Annotated in this window: 11 protein-coding genes; 6 read left to right on the top strand and 5 right to left on the bottom strand. The window is 34.0% G+C overall.

Annotated features, from left to right (window positions below):
* Positions 1-362 precede the first annotated feature (362 nt).
* Positions 363-1,085, bottom strand: a complete 723-nt coding sequence (locus tag AB8B65_RS16420; protein ID WP_405302359.1) for a tetratricopeptide repeat protein — start codon at positions 1,083-1,085, stop codon at positions 363-365.
* Positions 1,085-1,630, bottom strand: coding sequence for an RNA polymerase sigma factor (locus AB8B65_RS16415; protein ID WP_405302358.1), 546 nt, complete (start codon positions 1,628-1,630; stop codon positions 1,085-1,087). The genes AB8B65_RS16420 and AB8B65_RS16415 overlap by 1 nt, the downstream gene beginning before the upstream one ends.
* A 106-nt stretch (positions 1,631-1,736) precedes the next feature.
* On the opposite strand from AB8B65_RS16415, the gene AB8B65_RS16410 reads away from it, so the two are divergent.
* The 4 genes from AB8B65_RS16410 to AB8B65_RS16395 are packed head-to-tail and all read left to right on the top strand — an operon-like array spanning position 1,737 to position 8,166.
* Positions 1,737-3,125 (top strand): hypothetical protein, encoded by a 1,389-nt coding sequence (locus tag AB8B65_RS16410; RefSeq protein ID WP_405302357.1) that lies wholly within the window; start codon positions 1,737-1,739, stop codon positions 3,123-3,125.
* Between the two features lie 12 nt (positions 3,126-3,137).
* Positions 3,138-4,688 carry a T9SS type A sorting domain-containing protein gene (locus tag AB8B65_RS16405; RefSeq protein WP_405302356.1) on the top strand — a complete coding sequence of 517 codons (1,551 nt, stop codon included), beginning with the start codon at positions 3,138-3,140 and terminating at the stop codon, positions 4,686-4,688.
* A gap of 7 nt (positions 4,689-4,695) precedes the next feature.
* A complete protein-coding gene (locus AB8B65_RS16400; RefSeq protein WP_405302355.1) occupies positions 4,696-5,283 on the top strand; it encodes a hypothetical protein in 588 nt (195 codons plus the stop codon).
* Positions 5,284-5,328: 45 nt separating this feature from the next.
* A complete protein-coding gene (locus AB8B65_RS16395; protein ID WP_405302354.1) occupies positions 5,329-8,166 on the top strand; it encodes a CHAT domain-containing protein in 2,838 nt (945 codons plus the stop codon).
* Positions 8,167-8,181: 15 nt separating this feature from the next.
* On the opposite strand, the gene AB8B65_RS16390 is transcribed toward AB8B65_RS16395, so the two are convergent.
* Positions 8,182-9,753 (bottom strand): T9SS type A sorting domain-containing protein, encoded by a 1,572-nt coding sequence (locus AB8B65_RS16390; protein ID WP_405302353.1) that lies wholly within the window; start codon positions 9,751-9,753, stop codon positions 8,182-8,184.
* 230 nt (positions 9,754-9,983) lie between these two features.
* Here AB8B65_RS16390 and AB8B65_RS16385 point away from each other — a divergent pair, with 230 nt between their 5' ends.
* A complete protein-coding gene (locus AB8B65_RS16385; protein WP_405302352.1) occupies positions 9,984-10,283 on the top strand; it encodes an HNH endonuclease in 300 nt (99 codons plus the stop codon).
* A gap of 67 nt (positions 10,284-10,350) precedes the next feature.
* Here the strand turns inward: AB8B65_RS16385 and lpxK are convergent, their stop codons facing one another.
* Positions 10,351-11,364, bottom strand: coding sequence for a tetraacyldisaccharide 4'-kinase (lpxK, locus tag AB8B65_RS16380; protein ID WP_405302351.1), 1,014 nt, complete (start codon positions 11,362-11,364; stop codon positions 10,351-10,353).
* Between the two features lie 155 nt (positions 11,365-11,519).
* Here lpxK and AB8B65_RS16375 point away from each other — a divergent pair, with 155 nt between their 5' ends.
* Positions 11,520-13,109 (top strand): glycoside hydrolase family 30 protein, encoded by a 1,590-nt coding sequence (locus AB8B65_RS16375; RefSeq protein WP_405302350.1) that lies wholly within the window; start codon positions 11,520-11,522, stop codon positions 13,107-13,109.
* 29 nt (positions 13,110-13,138) lie between these two features.
* Here AB8B65_RS16375 and AB8B65_RS16370 read toward each other — a convergent pair.
* On the bottom strand, positions 13,139-13,439 hold a 301-nt coding region (locus AB8B65_RS16370; RefSeq protein ID WP_405302349.1), incomplete at its 5' end, for a hypothetical protein.

The raw sequence follows: 13,439 nt of genomic DNA, 5'->3' as shown, positions 1-13,439 counted from the left end.
AAAATTTAAACATTATGAGAAAAAAGAATCTTAAATTATTTCGCTTGAACAAAAGAACTATTTCTGCTGTAAAAATCAATAAAATTAAAGGTGGAACAAATGCTGGAACACGTAGAACTCAAGGAAATATTGCAAACACAGACACATGTGGCGGATAATTTTTTATCCGTACATAAAATAGGTTACACTATTTGATTATAAAGTGATACTTTAGAAACACTGTTTCTTCAGTATCATTTTATGGTTAAATTGGTATTCAGTGTAAGAATCGCAACTAATCTACCAAGACATATTACTATTTTTAATATTCAAGAACGAAGAGTAAGTGAAATTTTCTAGAAATACTGATACTGCAACAGCAATTACATACGTGCTAAAATAGTCCTAATCGCTTCCGATTTATAAGTCGAATTTAACTTTTGAATAGTTTGAAGATTTCCTTTCGCATTCTTAAAATCTTTATTTTTAATCTGAATTAACGCCGCATACCAAAGTGATTCTATCTGATAATCAAAATTTTGCACTGTCAGATTATTTAATTCTTTCAAAGCCAAATCGTATTCCTTCTGATTCAACAATGACATCGCATAATAAAATCGAATGTTTGGATTGTTTGTCTTTTTCAACAACGCAACAAAATCACTTTGCGCTTTTGCATAATTACCACTTTCATAGGCTTTAAAAGCTTCAAACTGTGCATCTTTATCTGTAGTTCCCCTTGTAACAGGCAAAAATGTATTTGGATATGTTTCAAAATACGTATCAAACACATCGCTATTTCCCGTAAACTGATCGATCGCAAAAAATGCACCTACAATAAAAATGGCTGCAATTGTAATGTTACGCAACATACCATAATTAAACTTTTTAACTGTGTCTATTGAAGTTTCAGTAGCATCTAACTGCTGAAAGCGTTTTTTTAGAGCCTTATCATTAGAAATTTTAAAAGCCGAAGTCAGCTCCAAATGCGTTTCATAGAGTTCTTGAAATTCTACATCCGTTTTTAAGAGTTCTTCCGCACGCGCTTTTTCTGCATCAGATAAGCGATTGGCAATATAATTTTGTATGAATTCTTCTGTATCCATTATACTTTTTTAAACAAAGATTTTAAACGTTTTAAACATCTCGATTTGTGACTTCGCACGGTATTTCCATCTTTATAATCCGTTAATTGAACAATTTCTTCCACGGTTAAATTTCTATAATAAAATAGTTCCAAAACCGTTCTGCAACTCTCAGAAATGGTATCTAAATGAGCGCTTAATAAAATGGAACGTTCCGACGGTGTCGCTTCATCTATCGTAATCTCTGTATATTCTTCTTCTTTCGTTTCTACGTTTAAAAGTCTATTTGCTTCTTTTAATTTTTTCAAAATTTTAAATTTTCCAATACCAAACAAGTACGTTTTTATAGAGCTTGAGGTCAATACTAGCTTCGAGTTCACAAAATTATGATGCATTGCAATAATGGCATCTTGGTAAATATCAGTCGCATTGTACGCATCCAAATTATACTTTTTAGCATAATTCAGAAACTCGTTTTTATACTGTACATAAATAGTTTCAAGCGCCTTTTTATTGTCAGATCGTAACAAATCTTGTAATTCGGCATCTGGGCTATTTCTACTCATTAGTGGTTTTGAAAATTAAAATATTAACAAAAGAATAAAAAAAAATTGTGTAGCTGTTAATATTAAGCTTGTTAAATATACAAAAGGATAAACAAACGTATTTAACATGAAATCAAAATCACACATACTATTTTTTATCATTTGCTTGATGTGTTTTCAAAATGCTGATGCTCAATTATTTAAAAGATTGAAACAGAAAGCGAAAGAAAAAGCTAAAAACATTGAAAACAAGGTTGTAAATAAAATTGATAAAACAATTGATGATGCCATTGAAGGAAAGAAAAACCCAAATTCAAAGAAAGCAACAGGAAAAAATAAAAAAGATTTTGGAGATATCATTATCAATCATTCTCAAAAATTTGGAAGTGTAGAAATCACAGAAGCCAGTAAAGTAAAAGTTACAAAAACCAATAGTGGTTATACAATCACTGGAAATTGGTGGTCGCATGAAGCGGATATTTATGACGGATTTATGGTTACCATTCTAACCAAAGAAGACTTAAAAAACGATACAGAAGCTGCTAAAAATAAAGGCAGACAGGTTTTTAAAGTTCCTAGTGAAGCAACGGTAAAACTTGGATACGATCCACAATTACCCTACAATAAAAAGCCAGAAGACGACTTTAAACGCGCCGTTACAGACGATTATCAAAATTACGAAATCTCACAAGGTGAAGTTGCTATTGATGTACTTTCTGATGAAACAATTCAGATAAGTTTTTCGGGCAAAGCGACACTGAAACAAATCATCAGAAAAACTAGCGATGATTATACCGAAACCTACTTTGAAGCTTCTGTAACTGGCGGAATTGACTCAAAAAGTCCTGAATTCATCAATGAGCAATCTGTCGTAAAGACGAACAAAAATCAAAATACTTCAAATTCAGGAAATACCAACATTCCAACAAATACAAACACAACTGCAACTCCTGGCACGTATCAATTTACGCATGAAGCCGTTACTGAAATTTCAGTACCCGATCAAAAACGAAACTATAAAATGTCGTACTTACTCAACCCGAATGCATCTTACATTGCAATCAAAGCTGACATGAGCGAATACTCCGAGGAAGAAATGAATGGCGAATCTATCATTGTGATGGACAAAGGAAATGCTCACATTTTTGTAGAAACGCAAGGTATGAAAATGCGCATGTCTAGCGGAATGATGGGACAGCAAGGGATGAAAAACCCAATCGATCAAATGGAGAATTACGATTATACAAAGCTTGAAAAAACTGGTAATACAAAAACAATTCTTGGCGCAACATGTTACGAATATACAATGGCTGATAAAAATACAAAAATCAACTTTTGGGTAGCACCAAGTATCAAACTCTCCAACTGGTTTATACAAAATAAAGATGTTATTGATGGTTATATTATGGAATATACAGTGCAATCAAAAGAAGGAAATATGACAAGTAAAACCATTGCGATCAACGATAATATTAGCAAAACTATCAATCCGAATGAATACAAAAAAATGTTTTAATCAATAAAAAAAATGAAGAAAATAATACTATTACTTACCCTATTTACTAGCACACTTGCTATTGCACAAGCCACAACTTTTGTACCTGATGATGGACTAGAAGGCAGGCTTCAACAACTCGGGCTAGATTCTGGACCATTAGACAATCTCGTCTTTACAGATGTTGTGAACTCTTTAGAAGAATTTAATTTTAGCAACTTTATCATTACTGATCTTACAGGATTGCAGGATTTTACCTCCTTAAAAGACCTATCAATTAGTAGTCTTTATGGCAATCTTACAGACTTATCTCCTATTGAAAATTTAACACTACTAGAACAATTAGCAATTAGTGATGTTGAAGCCACAACATTTGATGCAAGCGCATTAGTTAATCTGGAATATGTATACATAAACGATAGTGCTATTACAAGTTTAGACTTTTCTAATGCCACAAACCTAGTAGAACTTAGTGTTGAAACAACACCATTAACAGAAATCAATTTATCTAACAATCCTTTATTGGACGATTTTGTAATTTCAAATACAAACATAAGTCAGTTAAACTTATCAAGTTGTATAGCATTGAAAAATTTGAATGCTTCCAATTGTTCTTCATTAATAAATTTAGAGGTAAGTCAATGCAGCTTATTAGAATTTATTGAATTTGATGACAACTTACTTTTACCATACGTTGATCTTTCATCAAATACCGCATTAGTTAGTGTACGAGCAGAAGATAATGTCGCATTGGAAACTATTTTCATAAAAAATGGAACCAATACAAACATCGGGCAAACATTTAGGGTAAAAGACAATCCATCACTAACTTGTGTTGAAGTAGATGATGTAGCTTGGAGTAATACTTTTTGGGGATTTGCAACAGATTATTTCCCTGGTTTCAGCCTAAATTGCTCTCCTCAAAATGACGATTGTTCGGATGCCGTTTCCATTACACTTGCACAACCTGTTTCTGGAACTACACAAAATGCCACAAACGGAACAAACACACCAAGCTGTCAAGAAAATGGTATTGTAATACTAGACGTTTGGTACGAATTCATTGCGCCAGCATCTGGTAGTGTAACCATGACAATTAATGCTGCGTCACTTACATCAAAAATAGCTTTATATGAAGTATGTACAGATACAAGTCCTTTAATCTGTGCCGAAGGCGAATTACTAGCCGAAAATCTAACACCAAACACAACCTATTACATACAAGTTTGGTTGGAAGCAAATACAATGAACAGATCCAATACTAGTTTTAATACAATGAATATGGATGGAGGTTTTATTCTTTCTGTTCAAGATACCTCAACACTTTCAGTAACTAATTTTGAAGATGACACAAACCAAATTCGCATGTTTCCAAATCCTGCGAAAGCGCAATTAAACATCAGCGCGCCAACAAATTTAGAACACATTGCTATCTATGATATGTCTGGAAAATTAATTCTAAAAAAGGACAATTTTTCACAAAACTCGCAAATAATACAATTACAAGAAATAGCAAGCGGATTATACATGGTTCAGATCAAAACAGAAAACACAACAACACTAAAAAAACTAATCATCAACTAACAAAACAATGAAAAACATACAACGTATTGCAATTACAACAGCTATTTCATTCTTACTCATGGCTTGTTTTGGAGACAAAAAAACACTCATCGGACAAGAATTAGGAGATACCAATTTTGTAAACACAAACTTTGCAGGAAACAAAGTAGCGTTTTCGGCACTTCCTAAAAATATGTGTTCCTACATAAAAGAAGCTAAAATAAAAGAATTGTATCCGGATGCTAAAAAAATTCTATTTGATGAAGGAAAAACATTCGCTTCCAAAAACTGTCGCTTCTTAGTGTACATGAGTGATGCGAAGTTCGATTACCTTAGCGGAACTATTTTTGCAGCAGAAGATAAATTGGCAGAAGGTGAAGATTGGAAACAAACTTGGGAACTTAAAAAGAAAGTGTCAAAATCATCAGAATACATTTCAGGATTTGGAAAAGCAGCCATTTGGATTGGAAAAAAAAGAGAACTTCTCATAAAAATGGACGGATATATTATTACAATTAATGTGCCTGGATCGCCATTCAAAGAAGAAGAATTAGCCAAAAAAAGAGATTACAAAAATATAGGAATTGAAATCGCCAAGAGCACAGGACTTTTCTAAAAAGTTGTACATTTAAGCTAAATATAAACACATTTCAATAATAAAATGCAACAACCCAAACCATACATTTTTTCAAGAGTACGTATCTGTTTTATACTATGCGTACTCTTTATTTGCGCAGGGTTAAAAGCAGAAAATCTCAGGTTTCAAGAAGCAACAAAACAAGACACAATTACGAAGCCTAAAATCTCTTTTTTATGGGAAAAATCGAATGCGTTAGTAAATACCAGGCAATACGATGAACTGTTAGCCTTTTTAAAAAAGCATCTAAAAAATGTGCAACCAAAAAATAAAAAAGACAGTTTGGATGTTGCTGACTTATATTACAATCAACATGTAGCAAATTCTGGCATAAAGAAATACCTAAAAAGCATCAACAGTGCCAACAAAGGAATGCCGTATTGCGGAAAAGCTACAAGCGGCAGAGCCAAACACATCAAAGGAGTTTTATATTACAAAAGAGCCTACGCCGAATCAGCAATGAATTTTGCCAAACGTGCACAACTCAGCATGAAAACGGCAATTGATTTCTTATCAGACGATTACAACAAAAGTTTAGACTATTTGGTAGATGCGCACGTATTTCTATCAAGTGAAGCGGCATATTACGGAAACTTGGATGATGCAAAACGGAATATTCGTTTGGCGTACAAAACATATCAAAACAATAAAAAATACCTCGACAAAGCACGAAAAGATGGTTATGAAATAGTATTAGCATACAGAGAAGCGTATGTATTGTACAAATTAGCCAAAACAAAAAAAGACAGTTTGGAATTTATCAACATTATCAACAAACTCAATAAATTACAAGCTTCACCTGCATTTAACAAGCACGAACAAGTATATTACACCACTGCAATGAATCATATTGGCGATTGGTATATAAGTCACAAGCACGATTCGTTGCTCACTGCAAAAGATTTAGAAGCTGGCTTTTTCTATTTAGATAAATCTATTGATTTCGTTGAAAACAAAAAATATAAAGGTGATTTAATTACGTTTAAATTCAACAAATGTAAAGCCTTAACTTTTGCGAACGATTTACCAAAGGCAGAAAATTTAATTGTTGAATTGTTAGATTCCATGTCTGTGAATGATTACAGAAGATCCTTTTTTCTAGCACAAAAAGCACTCATCAAAGCTAAACTCCAACAAAAAGATAGTGCGCTGCATATATTTCACAATGTTATTGAAAAAATTCATGCTGATACAACAACGTTAGCCAAAGACTATAGTAACTTCAAGCCAAGTAAAACCTATGGAGAAACACGATTAATCAGAAGAGTCGCAGAAAAATTAGAAAAATTTTACAACGATGATCCTTCAGTAAAAAAAATAATCAAAAACCTATATCGCATAGCGTTTATTCAATTTGAAAACAGTTATGCCAAAACAAAATTTAATCCAAAGCAAAATAAAACATTACGCAACATTTTGCACGGTACATTATTGGCTCAAAAAGATACTTCCAACTCAAAAAATATTTCTATAAACAATCTGCTCGGTCGTACCGAAACCATTATGAATCAAATAACCTGGCAACGTTTCTACCAAAACCGATTCACCGACAAATTGCCACAATTAGATTCCTTAAAATTCAGACATCTCAAACTGCGAAGTTTACTCGCTTCGGCAAAAAAAGAAAACAACATTCGCACTACTGATTCTGTCCAAGAACTCATCAACAAGCATATAACTTTTACCAATACAAAATTCCCAAACTTAGCACTTCTAAGCAGTAAAACGTTTCAAATTGAAACCTTGCAAAAAAACTTACGCGATGATGAAATTGTTCTAAAATATTTTATTCTCGAAAACGAAATTGCTATCTTCTCTATCACTTCCGTAGAAAGTACTTGGCAGCTCCATTCGTGGACACAAAGTGACATTCAATCCATAGAAACCCTAATCAATAGCATTCGAAACAGAGCGTACGATGCAAAAACGGCAACTATTTTAAGCAGAAAATTAGTACCACAAATTGATTCAAAATTCAAAAAAATCATCATCAATCCTGATGGCGAATTGTATCGAATTCCGTTTGAAATACTACAGAATCAAAATCAGTTCCTAACGCAAAATTTTGAAATACGATACACCTCCAACTTACGATTCATTCATCTAGAAAAAACGGCACAAGCAACCCAAAAAAGACGTTTGGCAATCTATGCGCCAAGTTATCCGGAAACAGAAACTTTGGTTGCGACCAGAAGTGCAAATGCTTCGTTTTTAAAAGGTGCCAAAAAAGAAGCGGAAATCATTAGCAAACTCTTTCCTTCTGAAACCTATATTGGCGATAATATCTCAAAAAAATATTTCCTAGAAACTGCACCAAAAGCAGGAATATTGCACTTGGCAATGCATGCCGAAATCAACGATAACGAACCTGGATTAAGTCGATTGTTATTCAACAAAAACGATCAAACGGATGACGATTTATACTTGGAAGAACTCTACGCCTTGCAACTAAAAGCCGATTTAGCCGTACTCAGTGCTTGCAACACAGGTTTAGGAAAAGAAAGCGCTGGCAGAAACCTTGAATCCTTTCAGCGTGCATTTACATTTGCTGGTGTTCCCGCTACAGTAGTGAGTCTTTGGGAAGTACCCGATCAGTCTACAAGTGAAATTATGGGAGGTTTCTATGCCAACCTAAAAGCAGGAAACACAAAATCGGAAGCATTACAAAAAGCAAAACTTAACTATTTAAAAGAACACAAAGGAACCAAATTAGAGCAGCCATATTATTGGACAGGTTTTATTCTTTATGGTGATGAAACTGCCATCAATAGCACCTCAACTTCCAATACGGTTTGGTATGTTTTATTAATTGTTTTGCTAATTTTAGCTGTTGTATTTTTTAGAAAGAAAAAGCTAGCATAATTTCTAATAATAAAATTATTCCCTAATAATCTTACGCACATATTTTCTTGTTGCTGTTTGAACAGAAAGAAAATAAACCCCAGATTTTTCATGTGACAAATCAATAGTATGACTAAATGTTTTTCCTGTTTTTTGCCCGTGATCAATAGTTTCTAAAAGTCGTCCCGTAATATCATAAAGCATCACAGTACTAGTTTCTATCTCTAAAGTATTAAAAGTAAGCTGTATAAAATCTTTTGTCGGATTTGGATACAAAACCAACTCCACTATCGGTGTCGTATTTTGAATAGCTAAAGTTGTAGAATCAAATTCGTATGCGCCCATATCTACAGTAGTATTAAATAATCTATTATTTGCGAGAATATCTGTTGCATAAACTCCCGAATTGTCTCCAACATCAATACATGGAGAAGAATTCTGCAATTGCAAACCATCATCAGCTGTCATCCAAATACCATCTAAACCAGCGCCAGAAGCAATATCTAAAAACAACGGATTTATATCTATATTTCCTGTGCCAGCTCCCGAAATTACATGCGCTCCACTTTGTCCTGTAAGATCGATATCTGAATACGTTGCCACTACTTCTGCACCAGTTCCTCTCACATAAAATTGCGGTGAAGTTCCTGTAGCTGTATTATTCCAAACAATACAGTTTTGTAAAGTAACCGTGCATGTTCCAGAAGATGTTCCGCCACCGCCAGGATCTAAATTATCTGCTATAAAAGCACCTCCATATCCGTTTAATGCGCTATTATTTACAAATGCACAATTAATCAATACAGAATGACTATTTCCGCCACCGCCGCCCCAAGCGTACATCGCACCAACATTTTCGGCAGACGTATTTTCGTAAAAAATAGAATTGATAATTGTCGGACTAGCCGTTCCAGCAACACCATAACTATCCATTCCGCCAGCTGCAATTAACGCATGATTTTGTGAAAACACACAATTAATAAAAGTTGGTAATGTAGTACCACCATTGTATCCATTATTGAAAACTCCTGAGCCAAATGAAGCTGTATTTTGCCTAAACAAGCAATTTCTAACAATCGGATGGCAAAAGCCTCCAGGATTATATCCATGATTGTACATGCCGCTACCCAAACCGTTTCCTGCGTTTGATAAATTTCTATCATCATTTCCTCTTTCAACTATAAAACCATCTATAATTGCAGTAGTATTCAACTGTTGGTTGTACACAACTTTATAGCTATTATCAGCAATTCCTCCTACTCCAATTTCACCACTTAAAATACTTGTCAATCCGTTCGTTAATACTCTTTCTGACAAAAGCATTTCTGTACCAACAAAGCTTCCATAAATGGTGACACCATTTCGCATACTAAATGAAATACTTCTATTTGTAGTTGTCGTTGTATAATACGTTCCTGCGGCAACCCAAACTTCATCACCAATAATTGATGCGTTAATAGCAGTTTGAAGTGAAGTGCCCGGAAAAGCATTTGCCCAACTTGTACCATCAAAAGTACCCGATCCAGAAGGAGTTACGTATCTAATTGCTGCGTGTGTTTCAGTAGAAAAAACAATGAATAACGTCAATAAAAAAATGTTTCTTTTCATCAGTAGTAGTATTTAAAATTAACAACTACACAAACATAGTGCGAACCACAGTTTTGAATGTCCTGTATTATTGAATACTAAAAGAATTAGGACTCAAATAGGTGTTTTTACTAAAAACATCAAACAAAATGCTTCGTATTTTTGAAATTACTTTTAAAAAACATCTTACAATAAAAGCCGAAAAAATTGTAAATTAGTATGCAATAATCTTCATAACTACCAAACAAAGCATGAAAATTGAATTCATCATCCTATTCATCGTTATTTCTATTGGTGGATGGTTTTATAAAAGATGGGTATTTAATGTAAATCGAAAACGTAGACGTGATTATTACCGAAATGTCTATTTAAAATCTGCCGCATGGAAGCGAAAACGCTATGTGGTTTTAAAGCGTGACAATTGGAAATGCAGCTATTGCAACAAACGCGCAACACAAGTTCATCATAAAAGATATGCTAGAAACATTGGAAAAGAACCGATAAAATGGTTGGTTTCTGTGTGCAGATCATGTCATGAATCGTTGCATTAGATCGGGTTTTGGGTTTTGGGTTTTGTAAAAAAACAAATTGACAAACAAACGAATCAACAACAAACACCTACAAATCAACAAACTTCACAATTCGATCCTGAAAATTTGCTTCATCCGCTAAAAACGCGACTTCAATCGGTAAATAATACAAATTCTCCAGACTACCTTGCAAGCGCATAAAATCTTTTTCGGTTGTTAAAATAGGTTTTTCGCCTGCTTTTTGTTTAATAGTTTGAATATCGCTTTCGCTGAAATCGTAATGATCTGCATATTTCAAATGTGTATACTGCAACTCTTGATCGCTTAAATGCTGCAACAATGGTTTCGGATTCGCGATTCCTGTAATGAGCATAAATTCAGAATCTTTCCAAGAAGACAAAACTATTTTTTCTGTTGCATTATGAATTGTTTCCGCATACGCAATCGTCGTAAAAAACACTTTTTGATAATTTTTAGGACGCAATTTCATTTTAATCTTTGCTTGCTGTCCGGCAGAAACTTCAGTTGGACATTTCGTTACAATGATAACATCTGCGCGTTTTGCACCCGAAATGGGTTCGCGCAAATTTCCTGCGGGCAACATAAAATCATTCGCATACAAATCGTAAAAAGGTGTCAACAACACGTTAAATCCCGCAGTTACTTTTCTATGTTGAAATGCATCATCTAGTAAAATAACATCGGGCGCGTTTTCTAAATCCCGCAACGTTTCAATTCCCAAAGTGCGCTTTGCTTCTACCGCAACTTGAATTTCATTTTTAAATTTACTGTAAAATTGTAAAGGTTCATCTCCAATATCGGAAGCTGTTATGTTTTCGTTCGCCAACAAAAAACCGCTAGTCTTTCGTTTATAACCTCTGCTAAGCGTCGCAACTTTATAATCATCTTTCAACAAGCGAATCAAATATTCGATCATGGGCGATTTTCCTGTGCCGCCAACACTTAGGTTTCCAACACAAATTATTGGAAAATTGTATGAAGTCGATTTCAAATACCTTTTATCAAACATCCAATTGCGCACAAATACAATGGCTCCATAAAGTATAGAGAAAGGCAATAAAATGAGTCGAAGTCTTCGCATAGAAGCGAAAATATAATTTTTTAGGTTAGGAATGAAAAATGATGAATAGAAAAATAGTGTTAAAAACAGCTATATTGAAATGATAAATAACTACTTTCAGTTAATTAAAATGTAATTTAGCTAATATCTTATCGTTCAATATAAACAAACCTTCAATGTCAAAATTAACGAACCTAAATACCGTATTTTTGAAAACGTTAATTGTATGCTTCTTAATTACAGCTTGCACTTCTAAAAAAAATAATTTTTCTATAGATATATACCAAACTTCACAATCTGGAGATAATCTCAAACACCTACTAGAAAACGCTTCTGAACAACTTATTTCTAACAGTAAAAAAGTAAATTTAGTTATAAAGCCCGATCAAAAATTTCAAGAATATGTAGGTTTTGGAGCATCTTTTACAGAATCCTCTGCATGGAATTTGGCTACCGTTCCAAAGACACTTCGCAGAAAAATATTAACACGACTTTTTAGCCCTACGAAAGGAGCGGGATTTTCACTTACGCGAACACACATTAACAGTAGTGACTACGCTAACAATCATTACAGTTATGTTGCTGAAAATGATACAAATCTTACTACGTTTTCTATCAACGAAGACAAAAAAGGTTTTACAGGTAACGAAAACGATCAAGTTAAAGATATTGAATTAGTGACACCTAGTTATGATATTATTCCAATGATATTAGAAGCTTCAAGTATTGAAAATGCGGATTTTAAAATTATTGCATCTCCTTGGAGTCCTCCTTCTTGGATGAAATCAGGAGAGACTTCTGAAATGACTAATGGTTCATTAATGCCAAAATTCTACGGACTTTGGGCTAGATATCTTTCAAAATATATAAGTGCCTATGCAGCGCAAGGAATAAACATTTGGGGAATAACACCGCAAAACGAACCGTTACATGCACATGATGCGCGTTGGGATAGTAATGGTTTCACTCCTGAACAAGGACGCGACTTTTTAAGAGATCATTTGGGACCGCAACTTGTCAAAGACGGACACCTTACTCTTGATAATTTGGATGCTGGAGTACGTGTGCTAATATACGACCACAACAAATCTACAATGAACAATTATGTAAAAGCTACATATAGTGATCCGCAAGCAGCTAAATATGCATGGGGAACAGCTTTTCATTGGTATGCTAGTTCTGAACTCAGAGAGAATAATTATCATGCCTTGGCATTAGATAGCTTGAGAACAAATTGGACCAAAAAAGGAATGATACATACTGAATCTAGTATTGATATTGAAGCAAATGCCCCAATAGGACAATATTGGAGAGAAAGCACCGACTATGCAGGTACTTTTGTTCCTTTTGACACCTACGCTTATGACATTATCACAGATTTGAATCATGGTACGCAAGGCTATATAGAATGGTGTATGATTCTAAGCAACAAAGGACAACCAAACCCTTACGATAATTTTAATAGCGCACCAGTACTCATTAATCCTATTACGGACGAAGTAACCTATACTCCGCTATATTATTTACTAAGCCATTTCAGTAAATTTATTCGACCTGGAGCACATAGAATAGCCATTGAAGGAGAAACAATAGAAGGCATAACGTATACAGCCGCAATAAATCCAGATAAATCTATAGCCATAGTTTTTTTTAATAGTGCTACCAAACCGATTGAATTACAACTCACAATTGAATCGGAAACCCATAAAATTCAAGTTCCACCAAGGACACTTCAAACCATTCATTTGAAAAATAAATCCATTTGAATACCTGTTGCATTAAAAACCAAGTTCTTTCACTCCTTTTTTACATACAATTTTTCATTAGACGCAAATAATACCAACTGATTTTCTTGTTGTTCGCTATGTGTAATCAAGATTTTAAAAAACTTATAACTATCAGGAAAAACGGATATTTGTGGCGAAATTAAATTCGCAGTTTTATACAATTTTCCATGTGGCGCTTCTTCATAATCCGCAATCACAATATAATAAAAGCTTTTAAACGCTTGAATTTCCTCATCGTCCGTTGCGCGTTCTTCACTATCTACTTTAATGGCTTGCATTCTAAAATGTTCGTTGCTTCTGGATAACACA

This window comes from Kordia sp. (assembly GCF_045105435.1).
In the GTDB taxonomy this organism is placed as follows: Bacteria; Bacteroidota; Bacteroidia; order Flavobacteriales; family Flavobacteriaceae; genus Kordia.
The sequence above is the reverse complement of the archived record's forward strand: the minus strand, read 5'-3'. Positions and strand labels throughout refer to the sequence as shown.